The 19228-nt window shown below is 42.1% G+C and carries 12 protein-coding genes and 1 tRNA gene; 9 read left to right on the top strand and 4 right to left on the bottom strand.

What is annotated here, in order from left to right; all coding sequences use genetic code 11:
• The 5 genes from DCO16_RS07700 to DCO16_RS07680 all read left to right on the top strand — a co-directional run bounded on the left by DCO16_RS07700 (position 1) and on the right by DCO16_RS07680 (position 8421).
• Positions 1-2487, top strand: a complete 2487-nt coding sequence (locus tag DCO16_RS07700) for a DNA internalization-related competence protein ComEC/Rec2 (protein ID WP_254598017.1) — start codon at positions 1-3, stop codon at positions 2485-2487.
• Between the two features lie 281 nt (positions 2488-2768).
• Entirely contained in the window at positions 2769-4088 is a 1320-nt protein-coding gene (locus DCO16_RS07695) for a tyrosine-type recombinase/integrase (RefSeq protein ID WP_173943106.1), read from the top strand.
• Complete coding sequence (locus DCO16_RS07690) at positions 4075-4599, top strand: hypothetical protein (RefSeq protein ID WP_173943105.1); 525 nt, start codon at positions 4075-4077, stop codon at positions 4597-4599. The genes DCO16_RS07695 and DCO16_RS07690 overlap by 14 nt, the downstream gene beginning before the upstream one ends.
• A gap of 437 nt (positions 4600-5036) precedes the next feature.
• Entirely contained in the window at positions 5037-7406 is a 2370-nt protein-coding gene (locus DCO16_RS07685; RefSeq protein WP_173943104.1) for a DUF3987 domain-containing protein, read from the top strand.
• 190 nt (positions 7407-7596) lie between these two features.
• Positions 7597-8421 (top strand): hypothetical protein, encoded by an 825-nt coding sequence (locus DCO16_RS07680; RefSeq protein WP_173943103.1) that lies wholly within the window; start codon positions 7597-7599, stop codon positions 8419-8421.
• A gap of 149 nt (positions 8422-8570) precedes the next feature.
• On the opposite strand, the gene DCO16_RS07675 is transcribed toward DCO16_RS07680, so the two are convergent.
• Both DCO16_RS07675 and DCO16_RS07670 read right to left on the bottom strand, forming a co-directional pair.
• Complete coding sequence (locus DCO16_RS07675) at positions 8571-10682, bottom strand: tetratricopeptide repeat protein (protein WP_173943102.1); 2112 nt, start codon at positions 10680-10682, stop codon at positions 8571-8573.
• Positions 10683-10711: 29 nt separating this feature from the next.
• Complete coding sequence (locus tag DCO16_RS07670; protein ID WP_173943101.1) at positions 10712-11017, bottom strand: hypothetical protein; 306 nt, start codon at positions 11015-11017, stop codon at positions 10712-10714.
• Between the two features lie 109 nt (positions 11018-11126).
• Between DCO16_RS07670 and DCO16_RS07665 the strand changes: the two genes are divergently transcribed.
• The 3 genes from DCO16_RS07665 (at position 11127) to DCO16_RS07655 (ending at position 16925) form a co-directional block, all read left to right on the top strand.
• Positions 11127-12869 (top strand): type I restriction-modification system subunit M, encoded by a 1743-nt coding sequence (locus DCO16_RS07665; protein ID WP_173943100.1) that lies wholly within the window; start codon positions 11127-11129, stop codon positions 12867-12869.
• Between the two features lie 329 nt (positions 12870-13198).
• Positions 13199-13756, top strand: a complete 558-nt coding sequence (locus DCO16_RS07660; protein WP_217426646.1) for a restriction endonuclease subunit S — start codon at positions 13199-13201, stop codon at positions 13754-13756.
• Between the two features lies 1 nt (position 13757).
• Positions 13758-16925 (top strand): type I restriction endonuclease subunit R, encoded by a 3168-nt coding sequence (locus DCO16_RS07655; RefSeq protein ID WP_173943098.1) that lies wholly within the window; start codon positions 13758-13760, stop codon positions 16923-16925.
• A gap of 52 nt (positions 16926-16977) precedes the next feature.
• On the opposite strand, the gene DCO16_RS07650 is transcribed toward DCO16_RS07655, so the two are convergent.
• Positions 16978-17922, bottom strand: a complete 945-nt coding sequence (locus DCO16_RS07650) for a DUF4268 domain-containing protein (protein WP_173943097.1) — start codon at positions 17920-17922, stop codon at positions 16978-16980.
• Between the two features lie 113 nt (positions 17923-18035).
• On the opposite strand from DCO16_RS07650, the gene DCO16_RS07645 reads away from it, so the two are divergent.
• Entirely contained in the window at positions 18036-18812 is a 777-nt protein-coding gene (locus DCO16_RS07645) for a hypothetical protein (RefSeq protein WP_173943096.1), read from the top strand.
• 145 nt (positions 18813-18957) lie between these two features.
• Here the strand turns inward: DCO16_RS07645 and DCO16_RS07640 are convergent.
• Positions 18958-19034: transfer RNA gene (locus DCO16_RS07640), tRNA-Met, on the bottom strand.
• Between the last annotated feature and the right edge of the window lie 194 nt (positions 19035-19228).

The raw sequence follows: 19228 nt of genomic DNA, 5'->3' as shown, positions 1-19228 counted from the left end.
TTGCGTATTTATATTACGGCGTTCATCGTCGGGGGATCGCTACTGCTATTTTTACCTGCAGTCCCTGAAAATACGCTGATATTGTGTGGATGTATCAGTAGCTTTACTTTGCTCATCTCATTTGTCGCAAAGCCTGCTCAAATCAAAAGCGCTTGTATTGCGATGATGTTTGCATCTCTAGGCTTTGCTTGGAATGCCCATTATGCGCAAACCCGCTTAGGCCATATTTTATCTGCTGAGCTTGAGGGCAAGGATTTAACTATTGAGGGGAGAGTGAATGCTTTACCCCAAAGTAGCACTAGTGGTGCAAAGTTCTCATTTGAAGTGGATAAGGCAATATTGGGTCAGAAAGTGATCGAATCCTTTCCTCGACAGGTGTATCTCAGTTGGCAGCCTGCTTGGCGTAACCCACAAAATATTCCCGCAGTCATCCCGGGACAGCGCTGGAAATTCAAAGTCAAGATCAAGCGACCCTATGGCAGCTTAAATCCCTATACCTTTGACTTTGAACGCTGGTCTTTTCATCAAGATTTTGGTGCTAGTGGCTCAGTGCGTTCTGGCGACTTACTGATCGCAAAAGATATTAGTTTTATGGAATTTTCCTTAGCTATGGAGTATCAGCGTTGGAAGTTGCGAGAAAAAATCAAATACTTATTACCGAAGGATGCTCGCTATGGCGGAGTGATCTCTGCCTTGGTGATGGGGGATCAGAATGCAATTGATCAGGATGACTGGCGCGTATTTAACGCTACAGGCATTGGACACCTCATCTCTATCTCAGGCCTCCATGTCACGATGTTAGCGGGATTTGGGGCCATGCTTGCTGGATATATTTGGCGTCGTCGGACATTGCCGTTACGCATTCCGGTTACCAAGGTTTCTGCAGCAGTTGGATTCTTAACCGCGTTTGTCTATGCTTGGTTGGCTGGCTTTCAAATTCCAGCACAAAGAACGATGTACATGGTGGGTGTAGTTGCTTTTGCACTATGGTCCGGCAGAAACCCCAGATCATTTGACATTTGGTGGTGGGCGCTGGCGTTTGTCCTATTGATTGATCCGATGGCGCCGTATACCCCCGGGTTTTGGTTATCCTTTGGTGCGGTTGCTGCCATTCTTTATGCGATGCAAGACTCTGATGGATTACTTGGAGTGCCTACTGGCAAAGAGTTAGAGGTGCATTGGTCAAAACGACTGACTCAGGCATTACGTGAAGCATGCCGTGTGCAAGCAGTGGTCACTATCGCCTTATTGCCATTGACTCTCTATTGGTTTTACCAAGTATCGCTAGCTTCACCTTTTGCCAATGCATTTGCTATTCCGATAGTCAGTTACATCGTGACGCCTTTAGCTATTGCTGGAGCATTATTACCAGACTTTATTGGTAAGTGGCTTCTAATACCCGCGCATCTCACTATGGAGTATTTAGCGATGCTCTTAAGCTGGATGGCCAATTGGAAATGGGCAGTGGCTTGGTCAAACCAGCCTACTTGGTGGGCGCTACTGCTATCGACTATTGGCATCATCATCGCGATTCGTCCAGGGTCTATAGCCAGTACAAGCTTATCGAGAGTAATGGGGATAGCATTATCTGCAACTCTATTTATTCAGCCTGTAAGCAATGATCACTTACAGCTTGGAGAATTTAGGGCAACAGTATTAGATATTGGACAAGGCACTGCGGTGCTGATTGAGACTCAAAATAAAAGGCTCTTATATGACACGGGGCCTATTCAGGGAAAAGATAACGCTGGCAACCGCATCATCCTGCCTTTTTTGAGAGGGCGCGGTATTCATCAGCTTGATCGGATGGTCATTAGTCATAGCGATAGCGATCACATTGGCGGAGCCGCAAGCTTATTGAAAGAGATTCGTTTTGATTCAATGATGGGATCATTGCCAAGTAATAACCCCTTATTAAAAAATCTTCAAGACCGTAAGATTCAGAGTATTCCTTGTCGCTTTGGTCAGCAATGGATTTGGGATGATGTGGAATTTCATATTTGGCATCCGCATGAGCAGAGTCTTTTCGAAGAGCAGCAAACAAGAAAACCCAATGAGCTCAGTTGCGTGCTAGAAGTCCGTAACCACAATACTTCTTTTTGGTTGACTGGAGATGTAGAAAAACAAGGTGAAGCAGAAATTACAGAACGCCTAGATGAGGTAATGCTAAGAGACCTTAAAGATAAAGAGCTTATCTTCATGGCGCCACATCACGGCAGTAAAACTTCTTCATCTGTCGAGCTACTGACGAAACTCAGTCCTAACCAAGCATTTGCACAAAACGGATATCGCAATCGATATGGGCATCCGCACCCAACTGTCAGTGCACGATACCAAGAGCTCAATATTCCTTTTTATCAGACCCCTAGCAGTGGTGCTCAAACCTGGACGTTTAGGCAATCAATTAAGGGAAGCGCTAAACCCCATTTTTGGAGAGAGCAGTCAAAGCGTCTGTGGCATCGGGAGCCTGAGTCACCATTAAGGTGAAATTCGAGAGAGCAAACCCCAGAAAAGCAAAAAGCCCTTATAAATAAGGGCTTAGAGCTGTAATGCTGGTTGCGGGGGCAGGATTTGAACCTACGACCTTCGGGTTATGAGTAAGAAAGGGTGGATATTACTTTATGTTGATTTTCATTCCTAAGCTCCTATATTTACAGTATAAACTCAATAAATACAGGGGTTTAATGGATTCCTCTAAATTCCCCTAAATTCCCTTAAATTGAAATAAAATCACGACATGACCACGATTTTATATTTTAAAGGCTGTTATGGCCAGCTCTAAGTTAAGTCTCACTGTGGGCCGAATAGCATCCCTGGAGTACGACCTTGATGTCAAGGGGCTGCCTAAAAATACTTACTATTGGGATTCCAAGACGCCCAACCTTGGGATCATAGTTACCCCCAAAAAGACTAAGTCATTCATCTTTGAGACATGGTTTAACGGTAAGAATCTAAGAATTACTCTAGGAAGAACTGACTCTTGGTCAATCCCGGATGCCCAAGCTGAGGCTAGACGCTTAAAAGTACTTACTGATAAGGGCATTGATCCGCGAGATGAAAGAACTGAAATCGATGAGAAGGCAAAAGCCAAGCGAATCAAGGCAACTATTGCGCTAGTCGCTTGGGACGAGTACATCAAAGCCCGCTCACCAAACTGGGGTGATCGTCATTTGGCTGACCACTTAGATATGGTGAGGGAAGGGGGTGAAAAGGTTACTCGAGGGTTAAAAATGAACCAACCCAAGGTGAAGGAGGTAGGAATACTGCGCCCCCTACTATCTCTTCCCTTGAACGAGATCAGCAGGGAAAGAGTTCAGTCTTGGCTAAAAAGTGAGGTTGCTAAACGACCTGCCAGAGTTCGGATTGCCTTATCGGCGCTTAAGGCATTTACCACCTGGTGCGGCGACCATCCCTCGTATCAGAAGGTTGTTCGATTAGATGCTTGTGATCGACTTACAAAAGAGCTTCCAGCCAAGAAAGCCAAGGATGACTGCTTGCAAAAAGAGCAGATTAAAACGTGGTTCGATGCAATTCAAAAAATTAAAAATCCAGTAATTAAGTCCTACTTACAAATACTTCTTCTTACAGGGGCAAGACGCAATGAGCTTGCTGGGATGAGGTGGGTTGATGTGGACTTAGTATGGAATACCGCCATTATTCGCGATAAAGTTGAAGGTACACGTCAGATACCAATAACGCCTTATGTCGGGCAGCTTCTCGCTGAGATTCCAAGAGTAAATGAATATGTTTTCCCAAGCCCAACAGCTAAGAGTGGAAGGATTACTGAGCCTAGAATTGCGCATAATCAGGCGCTTGAGGAGACAAATCTGCCTGATATGTCTATTCACGGACTAAGAAGATCTTTTGGGACATTGGCCGAATGGGTGGAGTGTCCCGCAGGAATATCAGCGCAGATCATGGGACATAAGCCTTCGGCAATTGCTGAAAAGCACTATAGAAGAAGGCCGATTGATTTACTGCGTCAATGGCATAGCAAGATTGAGGAATTTATTCTTAATGAAGCCGGCATCCGCCAACCTAAAGTAGGGGTTGTGAACATGAGGGCATTAGATTATGACCTTCGCTAAATGGGCGCCTATGGCCTTGATTAAGGCTTACGATGACGAGCAGGATCCAATCGTGCAGCAGGCACTATTACGACTTGGGAATGAGGCGTGTATGAAGGATATTTGGTTGAATTTACCAACGCCTGATGATGTTGTTCCAAAGCTTAAAACAGCTGCTATTTTTTATTGGCAAACTAAAGATTTGGATAGCCCAAGCAAGCATGCTGCTGATATACGGGCCATGCGTAAGCATATTAATGAACTTCAATCTTATATGCGGCATACCTTTAGTGCAGACAATCCAGGCTTATATGAGCAATTGGAAGTGTATAGGAACGGTTTAAATGAGCATGCTTATAAGGCATTCTATGCTCAACCAAGACAGCATCTTTTATGGCTTTTATATAGATTTACGGATTCGATCTATGGAGCCCCAAAACATAGTGTGGTTGCGGCTCTTGCAAGCGTGATAGCAAATGAAGTCATCTCAAAGGAGGATGTTCAGCCGTCCTACAAAAAATTTAAAGGGTAGAAAAACCTCAGAGATTATCTTCATTTTTTCTACCTTCAAATAGGTAGATAGAATTCAGAATCCATTCCTAGTAGTACTTAACTATAAAAAGGAATGATGATGAAGATTCAGCCAAATGAAAATGATTTGCCCATCGTCTTATCGACAGATAAGGCATCAATTTATATAAATCGCTCACCACAAACATTACGCAAGTGGGCTTGTCTAGATTCTGCACCTAACGGTATTCGCCCAATTCGCATAAATGGGCGATTGGCCTGGAAAATAAGTGACTTGCAAAAATTATTGGGAGGGTGAATTATGACAATCCTAATAAAAAAGCCAACGGACAAGGTTGGCTCAGTAAAACTAACTTCTAAGCTTAATTTTAATACAGAAGCTTCGGTATTAAAAGTATTTGCATTATTTTTTTCAAAAGAACCTAAGGAGAAATCCTTATGAACAATGATGTATATAAGTTCAAAGAAGCTATTGTCCAATCGGGCCTCAACCCACCAGATCAAATTATTGATGATGGCAAGTTTCACCGTTTCTCAGTTAATGGAAAACGTTCCAATAAAAATGGCTGGTATGTTTTCAATACTAATGATTTCTCCGCCGGGTCTTTTGGTGACTGGAGTACAGGCTTTCAATCTAACTGGAAGGCTAATATAGGGCGCGAATATTCTCGTGATGAGGTCCAGAGAATCCGAGAGCGCACTGAGCAGGCAAAAAGAGATTTTGAAATCGAGAGGATCAAGTCCCAGCGCGAGGCTCAGTCAAGAGCTCAAGCTATATGGAATGAGTCTGCAGTTGCGACTGACCATCCTTATCTCACCAGAAAGGAAATTCCTCCTTGTGGCGCTCGTCAAAATAATGGTGATTTGATTATTCCTTTATTTGATGATGAGATTATTTGCTCAATTCAGTTCATCAAACCAGATGGAGGGAAGAAATTTCTGAAAGATGGAAAAAAGAAGGGTTGCTTTTATTCTTTTGGCACTTTTGGCACTGACGATATTGTGTGTTTATGTGAAGGATTTTCTACGGGGGCATCAATACATCAGGCTACTGGTTATCCAGTTATCGTAGCTTTTGATGCTGGAAATCTTGAGCCAGTAGGCCAATACCTTAGAGGTAAATTCCCGACCCTGAGAATAGTTGTATGTGCAGATGATGATTGGAAATCCGAGGGTAATGTTGGGTTAACTAAGGCGAAGGCCTGTGCTAAATCAATCGGTGCATATTTAACTATCCCTATCTTTGAAGGTCAGCGTATGGACAAAGACACCGACTTTAATGACATGGCTCGTGTAAGCGGTTTAAATGCTGTTAAGGAGGCGATTGATGCAGTCTTAATAAAGGAAGCCAGAGATCTATGGGGCGACCCTATAGATCTGCCCGCACAGCTTCCTGTGCAAGGATTTGACTATGCGTTATTGCCGGAAGCATTTAGGCCTTGGATTGAAGATATCTCCAATAGGATGCAATGTTCGCCAGACTTCCCGGCTATTGCTGCGATTATCTGCGCATCCAGCCTAATAGGCGCTAAAGCAGCTATTCAACCTAAAGATAAAGACACAAAATGGCAAGTGATTCCTAATTTATGGGGGATGATAATTGGTCGCGCCGGTGTTATGAAATCTCCCCCTGTTAAGGAGGTGATGGGGGCTATATCGGAGCTTGAGAAGTCAAGCCGCCAAGAGTATGAGTCAAAGCTTAATGATTGGAAAATGGATTTAGAGCTTGCCGAGTTAACTAAAACCAGTAAAAAGAAACAGGCCCAAAAGCTTTTTGATAAAGGGGATAAAACTGGTGCAAGGGCAATTATGGGTGAGCCAGAAGAAATGGACAAGCCTATCTGTAGCCGCTATATCGTTAATGATTCCTCGGTTGAGAGTCTGCAGGTCATCATGTCTCAAAATCCTTGGGGAGTACTTTGCTTTCGAGATGAGATATATGGATTATTAAAGTCCATGGATAAGCAAGGCCAGGAGGGCGCAAGAGCGTTTTACCTGACTAGCTATGACGGAAATCAGGCTTACTCAACTGATAGGATAGGGCGCGATGATGTTGTAATTTCAAGGGCTTGCTTGTCGATGCTGGGAACCATTCAGCCATCACGATTGGATGAATATATCCGTGGAGCTGTTCAGGGTGGATCTGGTGACGATGGACTCCTCCAAAGATTTGGGTTGATGGTGCATCCAGACTCTATAGACCATTTCCGCTACGTTGATAAAAACCCAGATTCAGAGGCTAAGGATAAGGCGCATGCAATATATATACGACTATCTCAGCTCCAAGGATTTGCGGATGAACCCATCATCTATAAGTTCACCCCAGAAGCCCAATCTTTATTTTTGGAGTGGTACATACCCTTTAGCCAAGAATTAATGGCTGGTGATAATCACCCTGCGCTAGAGTCTCATCTATCCAAGTACAGAAAGTTAATTCCGGCGCTGGCTTTGATATTTGCGCTTATTGATGCACCAAGTGAGGGCTGTCTGGTTGGGGCGATCGAACTTGGTAGGGCCTTAGATTGGTGTGAATATTTAAGGAGCCATGCCGAACGGATTTATCAGTCCGCAAGTGTTCCAGAGACCAGTAGTGCGAAAGCAATTATTAGAAAAATTAAATCCAAGGAGTTGCTGGATGGCTTCTCTACCAGAGAGCTTTCGCGGAAAAATTGGTCTGGATTGAATGACTTGGAAGTAGTTAAAAAAGCGCTCAATCTGCTCGTAGAGCATAACTATTTAAGGTACCAAGGTATTTCTACTGGCGGCAGATCCTCGGAGCAGTACTTTATCAATCCAAAGATGGTTTAGCAGATATGAAAATTGCTAAAGGCCTAAGGCACTCGGTGCCAAAAGTGACAAAAGTATCAAGAGAGGGAGTGCGTAGTTCTTTTGGCACTTTTGTCACTGGCATAGCGGGGGGAAATAAATTATGAGGTGGCTAACCAAGGCTAGGGCTATAACCGGGTTAGAAGCCCCAGAGTTTGAGTCCTTGTATGCGGTGTTGGCTCCCCTTCAAGGGTGGGATTATCTAGATTACCAAGCATGGCGTGATGATTGGTTAGCAGCCCCGCAGCTAACGATAGATTGTCTAAATGCGCTCAAAAACTGCTGGGCCAGTGGCGGTAATGGATGCCTCTCACAAAAAGATTGGGGGGGGGTGATGAAAGACCTAAAGAAAGACTTAATCAAAAGCGCTGCAATCAAGATTAGGTCCAAGCAAAAGATTTCTGATCCCAACAAATTAATCGTCAAACGTATTTATGGGCAAGATGATTTGAAGACTAAGACTGACTACTTTCTATCCCCATCAACAATTGGTGCCGCCACAGCCAGGGTGATGAACTTTGGCGGATCAATACCCAATAGCGAAATATCAGCTGAATATGCCAAAGAAATGCTGGAATCATCGTTTAAGCAAATAAAGGATGGAGATTTATCTATGCTGGAGCAGATGCTTGTTGGGCAGGTCATCGCCTTAAATATTGCTTTTAGCAGCTTGGCAAATAGAGCTACCAGGCAGACAGACAGAACATCCCTTCAGATGCTAATGAATCTAAGTCTTAAGGCCCAGAACCAAAGTAGAGCAACAATCGACAGTCTGATACAGCTAAAGCAGCCTTGCCCAACCCAATTCATCAAACAGGCCAATATTTCTGGGGGTCATCAGCAAGTCAATAATTTGCACGAAATAAATGCAATCCCACAAAACGAACTTTTGGAGAATTTAAATGAACGGATGGACGGAGGAACGCAGGGCACGTCAAAGAGAGCTGATCAAGCGGTGGAGGCCATGGGAGTTATCAACGGGGGCAAGGACACCTAAAGGTAAGGCTAGGTCCTCAAAAAACGCCGTTAAAACCGGAGCAAGTGTCGAGTTAAGAAATTTCATCAAGGAAATGCATAGACTCTTACGAGCGCAAAAAAGACTATTTGAAGAATAGGCGATTACATGCCCGGCTAACAAATTATTTATTACTTAATTTGCAGTTCTATCATTTCACGTACTTTGCCAGCTCTCTGAAGGCCGGATTCTTCAGCGAGCGAAGCTAGTCTTAACGCTTCTTTAAAATCAGCAGCTACACCTTTGCCAGTCACTAGGGCTATTGCATAGTCAGCCTGCGCCTCTGGAAGGCCAGCATCAGATGCAAGCTTCATCCATTTTGCTGACATCTCAAAATTTTGAAGTTCGCCTTCCGAATCCCTATAAATCCTAGCTAGGTTGCATTGGGCTATTACATCGCCAGCAGCGGCTGCCTTTTCCATTAATTCGGCAGCCTTTTTTTCGTCCTTGGATACACCAAGGCCTTGCAAATACAAAAGTCCTTGATTTGCAGAGGCATGAAGATGACCATCGCTAGCAGCGATCGAAAACCAATGATTTGCAGCCTTGTAATCTGGCTCACCATTAATGCCTTGAAGGAAAACATTTCCTAGGTTAAACGCCGCTGAAACATGCCCTTTACCTGCTGCTCTATCAAAATAATGCCCCGCTATAGCAAAGTTTTGATCTATTCCGTTTCCATGAAGATACATGCAGCCGGCATTGTATTCGCCCACAGTATCACCACTTTCTGCGGCCAGTATGTATAAATCAGTCGCCTTTTTCAAATCCTTCTCGACCCCTTGCCCGCTTTCATAGCGCATACCTAGCTCTCTCTGAGAGCCGGGATGATTCTGGGCGGCTGCACTCTCAAAGTAGAAAAGGGCTTTATCAATGTTTTGTTCAGTCCCGGCACCGTATTGGTATGACCAGCCCAGGTTAAATATGGCTTGAGCATCGCCTTTGTTTGCAGCTTCTTCCCAAAGACTCATTGCAATTTCATCGTTCTTTTCGCATCCGTGACCGTTGTAATAGAGCATTCCAAGGCTGGTTAAAGCCGGCGGGAATAATTGACTGGCAGATTGAGATAGTAAAATGAAAGCAGCTGGGTAATCGGGTTCTAAAAACTCCCCTGATATGAAGTGTATGCCTAGTGAAAATTGAGCTTCTGCCGATCCTTGTAAAGCCTCTTTATGAAGATTGAGTAATTTCTCTCGCATCTCTTCATCTTGAATCTCCAATGCTTTTGTAGATATTGTTTTCAGCTCTTCAAAATTGGAGTGAACTTTATTTATTTTTCTTTTATTGAGAGCTGCTAATTTAAGAGCCTGCGACAGTTCTTCATCATTAAGTTTGGGAAGTAATTCTAGGCTTTTGGTTTTTTCTTCTTCATTTCCAAATTCGGAAGCCAGCACATACCAAGAGAATGCTGCAACTAGATCTGTCCCCACTCCGTGGTCGTGCTCATACATTTTCCCAATATTTAGCATGGATAGAGGACTGCCCTGTTCGGCTGCCTTGAGGTACCAGTAGTGCGCCTCAATTAAATCTTGTTTACATCCTCTGCCTTCGGCATAAGCTGCCGCTAAATTATGCTGCGCAGCAGGTGCTCCCGCCTTTGAGCTTACCAGGTACCACTTATGAGCCTGTGTGAAATTTATTTCAGTACCTCGTCCGTATTGATAATCGACACCTAGGTTATAGGCCGCGAATTGATCACCTTCTTGAGCTGACTCTAAATTTAGTTGAAAAGACTTCTCCTCGTTTTTATCAACCCCTAGCCCATTTGAGTATTGGTATGCAAGTCTTTGTTTTGCGTGTGCATCACCTAAATCTGATGCTAGCTGAAAGTAATGCGCTGCAATCTTATAGTCCTGAGGGAGATCACTGGCACCTTCTAGATATAGTTCTGCCAATCTAATGTAAGCCTGAACATTTTTTTGCTCGACCGCTTTTAATAGCCAGGAGAGCCCCTCTTTAAATTCAACTTTTCCATCTACTCCATTTATAAGAAGGATTCCTAATTGAAGTTGGGAATCTACCAACCCTTTGATTGCTGATTTTTCAAGCCAAAATCTTGCCAGTGGTAAGTTTTTTTCGGTTCCTTGACCATTTGCGTACATGGCAGCCAGAAGATATTCAAAATAATCATTTCCAAGTTTCGCCTCTCTCTTGGTGATAGCCAGTGCCTCTTCAAATTCACAAGAGTCTATTAATTCAACTACCTGTTCATAAAGTCTGCTGAAGTCAGATTTCGTATTCATGAATTAATTGCGAGACAACTTGAGTTTAATTACCAGCCCTTGACCGATGGTGCTTGGGGCACTTGTCTCGGCGTATTAATAGTTGTGTTTGGCTGGATTGGAGCTGGTGTGGCTGTATTAGTGCCTTGATAAGCGCCCGCAGGGCTATAGAAGCTTGTTTGTCCCTGGTCTACCTGCGATGACCCAATGTTCTGCCCTTGGGCATTGTAGGTATTCGTTACGCCGCTGGGACTAGTCTGCTGGTAGCCTTTGTACTGGCCATTGGCATCGTAAATAGCCTGAGCGCCCACAAACCCAAGTTGGGCGATTAACAATAAGGCAATTAGATATTTCATGGGACTTTGGCCTGTCTATAGTTTTTATAACTTTAATCTTATCCTGATAAGTATCAAATAGGCTATTGCTGGGAGTATAAACTAAGGAAATACCAAAAATGAGTGAAAAATGGCAAAAGAAAAGAAAGTAAAGAGTATCGAAGAGACCCTTTGGGATTCGGCGAACAAGTTAAGGGGTAGTGTTGAGTCTGCTGAATACAAGCATGTAGTTCTTGGACTGATATTTTTAAAATTTGCGAGCGATAAGTTTGAGGAGCATCGCAAGGCTCTTATCGCTAAGGGCCAGGAAAAATACATAGAAATGCCCGAGTTTTATAACCAAAATAATGTGTTTTTCTTAAATGAGGCGAGTCGCTGGAGCTACATAATCAAGAATGCCAAGCAAAACGACATTGCTTTGAAAATTGATACCGCATTACATAATATCGAGAAAGCTAATAAAGCCTTAAAGGGCGCCTTACCAGACAACTATTTTTCACGCTTAGGCCTAGATCTTACAAAATTAGCCTCTTTATTAGACACGATTAATGAAATTAATACCTTAGAAGATAGGGAGCGAGATATTGTAGGTCGAGTGTATGAGTACTTTCTTAAAAAATTTGCAATTGCGGAAGGTAAGGGCAAGGGTGAGTTTTATACGCCAAAAACAATTGTCAATTTAATAGCGGAGATGATTGAGCCTTACAAGGGCATTATTTATGATCCAGCGTGCGGCTCAGGCGGTATGTTTGTGCAATCAATTAAATTTATTGAGAGTCACCACGGCAATAAAAAAGAGGTTTCGATTTACGGCCAGGAATATACAAATACTACCTATAAGCTAGCTAAGATGAATTTGGCGATTAGAGGTATTAATGCCGCATTAGGTGAAAAAGCGGCCGATACTTTTGCGGATGATCAGCACAAAGACCTCAAAGCTGATTACATTATGGCTAACCCGCCTTTTAATCAAAAGGATTGGCGTGGTGAGAATGAATTATTGAATGATCCGCGTTGGCGTGGGTACGATGTTCCCCCTAAAAGTAATGCTAACTACGGCTGGATATTGAACATAGTTTCAAAGCTATCAGAGAACGGCGTTGCAGGATTTATTTTGGCGAACGGAGCTCTTAGTGGAGGTGGTGAGGAGTACAAGATTAGACGAAAGCTGATTGAAAACGATTTGGTTGAGGCCATCTTGATTATTCCAAGAGATACTTTTTATACAACCGACATTAGCGTAACACTTTGGATATTAAATAAGAATAAAAAGTCACGAAACGTAAAGGTGAATGGGAGGGAGAAAAAATATCGTAATAGAGAGCGCGAAATTTTGTTTATGGATTTACGTAGACAGGGTACCGAATACGATAAGCAATTTATAGAAATCCTTCCTGAAGATATCTCCAAAATCACTGAAAATTATCACAATTGGCAACAAGAGTCTTTTAAAGACGATTACAAAGATATTCCTGAATACTGTTACTCTGCCAACTACGAAGAAATTGTAAAAAACGACTTTTCTTTAGTTCCAAGCAAATACATTCCATTTGTTGATAAAGATAGTGAAATAGATTTTGAGGTTGAAATGAAGAGGGTTCAATCGACTTTTAAAAAATTGATTTCTGAAGAAAAAAATCTCAAGCAGCCTTGCAAGAAGCATTTAAAGGTTTGGGCTATGAGCTATAGAAGAATTGGCGATTTTATTAGGTTGATTGATGATAGAAATTCCGATTTAGCGGTGACAAATTTATTGGGCATAAATATTTCAAAAAATTTTATGCCATCTGTTGCTAATACCAATGGGGTAGATTTATCAAAATACAAAAAAATTAAAGAATCAGTTTGCAACAAATGTAATGCACGTTGGTAGAGATGAGAGATTGCCCATAAGCCTTTACCTGGCTGATGAGCCCGCAATTGTTTCGCCTGCGTACTTTACCTTTGAAGTGGTGGATGAATCTGAATTACTTCCCGAATACTTAATGCTCCAATTTATTAGGCCGGAGTTTGATAGACTTACATGGTATTACTGTGACTCAAGTATTCGTGGCGGCCTTGAATGGTCTCGTTTTTGTGAAATTGAAATTCCGTACCGGAAATTAATCAACAAATTAAATATGTCTCGATATATAAAGAATTACTAAAAAATCAATCCATTTATAAAAATAGTCTTGGCGATTTACAGCTAATATGGGATACATGGATAGACTATTAGTTGATCGAAGAAATACTTTATTAAGTGTTACAAAACTTCGAGGGATCAATGTAGATAAGACATTTATGCCATCAAAGGCAAATGTTGATGAAACTGATTTATCAAAATATAAGATAGTTCAAAAAGGAGAGTTTGCGTTCAGTCCTATGCAGGTCGGACGAGATGAAACTGTTCGAGTGGTTCTTTACTCAGATAATGATCCCGCAATAATATCGCCAGCCTACTCCGTCTTTAAGGTGGTAGATGAGTCCATACTACTCCCCGAATTCCTAATGCTGTGGTTTTACAGGCCAGAATTCAATAGGTACGGTTGGTTCATAAGTGATAGCAGCGTTCGAGCAAGCTTGGAATGGAATCGCTTTATGGAAATCAATATTCCAATCCCTGCAATGACAGAGCAAAAGGCGATAGTTGAAATTTTTCACGCTTTAGAGGCCAGAAAAATATTAAATATCACCTTAAAAGAACAAATTAATAAAATTTGCCCTATATTAGTCAAAGGCGTTAGTGGTGATATTGCCAGAAAAACTGCCAATAATTGATATGACCAAATTCACCGAAGAAAAACTAGAAAATGCTTTTATAGAATTATTGGATGCTGAGGGCTACCCACATTTCCTGGGTAATGCCATCCCTCGCTTACCCGATGAAGTTCTTATTGATCAAGATCTAATTGATTACTTGATGACTAAGTATCAAGGCAACCAGCTTGCACTTACCGAAGCTAAATCGATTATCTTAATGCTTAAAAGTCTTCCGGCCAGTGATCTATATGAAAGCAATAAAACCATCATGCGGTGGTTAAGTGATGGCTTTTTGTTGAAGCGTGAGGATCGAAGTCAAAAAGATATTTTGATCGAATTAATTGACTTTGATGGTATTGGGGATTCTTCAAGCGATGACTGCAATATTTATAAATTCGTTAACCAGTTAGAAATTGTTGGCTCTGAAAAAAGAATTCCAGACGGCATTCTATATATAAATGGCCTACCTTTGGTTGTCTTTGAATTCAAAAGTGCAATTCGTGAGGATGCTACCGTACACGATGCATATAACCAATTGACTATTCGCTATCGCAGAGATATCCCAGAGCTATTTAAATACAATGCATTTTGTGTAATTAGTGATGGTGTTAACAATAAAGCTGGGTCATTTTTTGCGCCATATGATTTCTTTTATGCTTGGCGTAGGGTTGAGGGTCTTGCTAAAGACGTGGATGGTATTGATAGTATGTTTACCTTGGTTCAAGGTATGCTTAATCGAAATCGATTGCGTGACATAATTCGCAACTTTATCTACATACCTGATACCTCTAGAAGGAATGAAAAGATCGTTTGCAGGTATCCACAGTATTACGCTGCAAACCGTCTATATGACAATATCAAACTAGTTCAAAAGCCTCATGGTGACGGTAAGGGTGGCACTTATTTTGGCGCTACGGGATGCGGTAAGAGTTTTACTATGCTCTATCTCACTAGATTGCTGATGAAGAGCAAGCATTTTGAAAGCCCTACTATTGTCTTGATTACTGACCGCACTGATCTAGATGACCAGCTTTCAGGTGAATTTACTAATGCCAAGAAATTTATTGGCGACAATACAGTTGTTAGTGTAGAAAGCAGGTCTGAACTTCGTGAGCTTCTTCAAGGGCGACAAAGTGGCGGCGTTTTCTTAACTACTATCCATAAATTCACCGAAGATACGCAGCTTCTTACCGATAGAACTAATGTAATTTGTATTTCTGATGAAGCACATCGCAGCCAAATCAATTTAGATCAAAAAATCAAGATTTCTGATGAAGGCGTTACAAAGAGCTACGGCTTTGCCAAGTACTTGCATGACTCTCTGCCTAATGCAACTTTTGTTGGCTTTACTGGCACTCCAATTGATGCAACCTTGGATGTATTTGGCAAGGTAGTGGATGCTTACACAATGACTGAGTCTGTTAAAGATGAGATCACCGTTCGAATTGTCTATGAAGGCCGTGCCGCTAAAGTTGCTTTAAATAATTCAGAGCTAGAGAAAATTGAGAAATATTACGAAGATGTTGCTACAGAAGGTGCCAATGAGTATCAGATAGAAAAAAGTAAGCAGGAATCATCGAGCATGAATATGATTCTGGGAGATCCAAAACGCCTCGCTGCTCTTGCCAAAGATTTTGTGGAGCACTATGAGAGCCGTGTTTCTGAAGGCGCTACAGTCACGGGTAAGGCTATGTTTGTTTGCAGTAGCCGAGAAATGGCCTATCAGTTCTTTAAAAATGTCATTGCCTTGCGTCCAGAATGGAATGAAATTAAAGCCGTCGCAGGTGGTGCAGAAGTAAGCGAGGAAGAGCGTAAGAAAATTAAGCCGATGGAACGGATCAAGATGATCATGACCCGGGGAAAGGATGATGATGAAACGCTTTATAACCTATTGGGCACTTCTGACTATCGTAAGACTTTAGATGCTGAATTTAAGAATGAAAAGTCTAATTTCAAAATCGCAATCGTTGTTGATATGTGGCTTACAGGATTTGATGTCCCATTTCTAGATAGCATTTATATCGATAAGCCAATTAAGCAACACAATCTTATCCAAACTATTTCACGAGTTAATCGTAAGTTTGAAGGGAAAAATAAGGGTTTAGTTATTGATTACATTGGCATCAAGAAGCAGATGAACCTTGCTTTGGCTCAATACGGAAAAGGCGACGAGACTAATTTTGAGGATATCGCTGCATCACTAGTGGTGGTCAGAAATCATTTGGATCTATTGGCTAAGCTATTTCACAAGTTTGATACTTCAAAGTACTTTAATGGTGGAACTATCGATCAATTGAACACTTTGAATATGTCTGCAGAGTTTGTCCAACAGACCAAAGAGCTTGAAACTAGGTTCATGGACATAGTAAAGCGCCTTAAAGCTGCTTACGATATTTGCGCCGGTAGCGAAAAGCTCACCCAAGAAGAGCGGGACCACACCCACTTCTACTTAGCAGTTAGATCTATTATTTTCAAGCTTACCAAAGGTGATGCGCCGGATACCGAGCAAATGAATGCCCGTGTTCGTCAAATGATTAAGGAGGCTCTCCTAAGCGATGGCGTTCAAGAGATCTTCAAGCTTGGTAATGATCAAGATAGTCATCAAGACCTTTTTGATGAGGATTATTTAAATAAGATCAACAAAATAAAGCTTCCAAATACTCGAATTAAGTTGCTCCAACAGCTTTTAGCTAAGGCTATTGGTGAAATTAAGAAGGTCAATAAGGTAAAAGGTGTCGATTTCTCTAAAAAGATGCAGGCTCTGGTTGATCGATACAACGAGCGAGATGAGGCTGATGTCTTGCGTAGTGAAGTTTACGAAGAGATGGCTGAAAGCCTTACTAACTTAATTTGGAAAGTGCACCAAGAATTCTCAGCGGGAGAAAGTTTAGGCATCGATTTTATTGAGAAAGCCTTTTATGACATTCTCAAAGAACTTTGCCGCAAGTATGACTTCAAATATCCTGAAGATAAGTTGGTTGAATTGGCAAAAGCCGTTAAAAAGCTTGTCGAGGAACAAGCCAAATTTCCTGATTGGAATAAGCGAGATGATATTAAGTCCGCTCTGAAGGTAAGTCTGATCCTTTTATTGGATGAGTATGGCTATCCGCCGGTCGAGAGGGATGAGGTCTATGTAGAGATCTTCGAGCAGGCTGAAAACTTTAAAAAAAACCAAGTAAATCTTTAGGCCTCAGTAAACACTGGGATTTCAATATGCAAGAAGCGAGGCCATCAAAACGTTAAATTGTTCTAATGATCGGCTTGAAGACATCTTGGAATTTGATGCCATTCTTTGTAAGCCATTCAAAGTAGCTTGGCCATTGTGCCTCGTCTTCGAGCTCAAAATCTGGCTTAAATAGGGCAATGCGGCATGCGTAACTATCAGGTAATGGCTGCCAATCAACCTCGAGTCCTAAAGCAGTCTCAATCTCTGTTTTTCGTGCCTCTAGCGCAGCAAACTTCTGTTTTGAATCTTCGGGGTTGACGTAAAGCTCAACACCTAAACGGCTCGCTCTTGAATTTGCTGTAAATGATAGGGTGTATCCACTTTTACCAAGTCGATTATCAAACCAATGTCTGGGCTTTGGCTCAGAGGTCCGAAGATCAATATTGTGTTGATCAATATAGGCAACTAACTCAGTCCAGAATTTAAGTTGAAGTAATTTAAGTGGTGTAGCTGATGATACGGCTCTAGCTTGTTCGCGCCCAGCTTTTGCCCATCCGTTCGGTTTAACAACAACATTAAAACTGGGTGCCATGGGTGAATCACCGATTTGCCACAATTCAATCTCGACACCAAAAAAGTTTAAATCCTCTGTTGTGTTTTGATTTAAAAACTCTAGGGCGGAGATGTGTTCTCGTCTAAATGACTCGGCAATCCATATAATTTTCTTGGCACCAACCCCAGATGCATAAGTAATGATTTGGCCAAGATGGGTGTGATCGGTTTTCTCAAGCTGGTTTTCGATAATCACTTCACCTTGATCATCTGTACAAAGGATGTCTAAGGAAAAATCACCAATAGGATATTCACGTTGGACTAGCTCCAGCTCACCCAATCCCAGCGTATCAGCCAGAGAGTTAAGATTCTCTTGTTCTGCAAGCCAGGGTGTGAAGTCAGTTGTTTCATTTTTCCATGCTTCGCGAAGACTAATTTTGAGTAAGTTACCTAGATTTTGTTTCACGCCATTCCTTTTGCTTTTGAAGTTTGCTTCATCACACTTGAGTCGTCCCTAATGGTTATGATAGATATCATAATAATCTATGGCGGTCAAAATTTAGGCCGAAAACGAAAGATATGACAACAGAGCTGTTTGATCGATACGCGTCCATTATTAGGGATTTAAAAGAGGGCGATCTTGTTGACGTTAATTCGTTGCCGATTAGCCTTCAAATAGATAGGGATGCGAGTCTAACGGCTTACTACCCTCCATTTGATTATGTAAATACCCGGGCCAAGATTGTTTTGGTTGGGGTCACACCTGGCTTTACTCAAGCTCGCAATGCTCTCATAGCGGCGCGAAATGGATTAAAGGCTGGAGAATCTCACGGCGCCGCTCTCATGGCCGCAAAACAGGTAGGCGCATTCTCTGGATCGTTGCGCCCAAACCTTGTGGCGATGCTTGATTATTTAAAACTCAATCAATGGTTAGGGGTAAGCACTTGTGACGAGTTATTCGCAAATGCAAGTCATCTCGTTCAGACGACCTCGGTACTGCGCTTTCCAGTTTTTATTAATGATGCCAATTACAACGGCACGCCAAATATGACAAAGCATCCAATGCTTCAAAAAATGCTTAAGGAATACTTTGTTCAAGAGGTAAAAATGCTTGGAGATGCGATATTTATACCGCTCGGCCCAACAGTTTCAGAGGCAATGAGTTGGCTAGGTTCACAGGGCCTAATAGATGTATCGCGTGTATTTGATGGCATACCCCATCCCTCAGGCGCAAACGCTGAAAGAATTGCTTATTTTTTAGGCAAAAAACAAAGATCAGACCTTTCCTCCAAAACAAACCCCGAAAAGATTGACCAGGCGAAGGCTGAATTGCAGAAAAAGATCTCCGGCCTTTGATGGGCGCGATCTAGCTTTTGGTTTGTGCCACCGATGAGGGGGCAAAATTGATATATATAGATCTAGCATCACGATATAGCCACGATTTTTGATTTATAAAGTAAAAAGACTTCTAAGCCGATTGACCTAGAAGCCTTATATATACTGGTTGCGGGGGCAGGATTTGAACCTACGACCTTCGGGTTATGAGCCCGACGAGCTGCCAGACTGCTCCACCCCGCGTCTGAAGCTAAGATTCTACCATTTTCTGAGGGTCTCTGTCGAGGTATTCCAGCAAATAAAGCTTGAATAAGAGGGTTTCATAGCTCAATATGAGCCCAAAGGCATGCAGCATAAGGAGTAACATATTGCCGTGCAACATCACATTAAGGTTTTGAGATGTCTATTAGTAATCCAGAATTTTCTAGTTCAACTCT

The organism is Polynucleobacter antarcticus (assembly GCF_013307245.1).
GTDB classification, from domain to species: domain Bacteria; phylum Pseudomonadota; class Gammaproteobacteria; order Burkholderiales; family Burkholderiaceae; genus Polynucleobacter; species Polynucleobacter antarcticus.
This window is presented reverse-complemented; position numbering and strand designations above follow the sequence as displayed.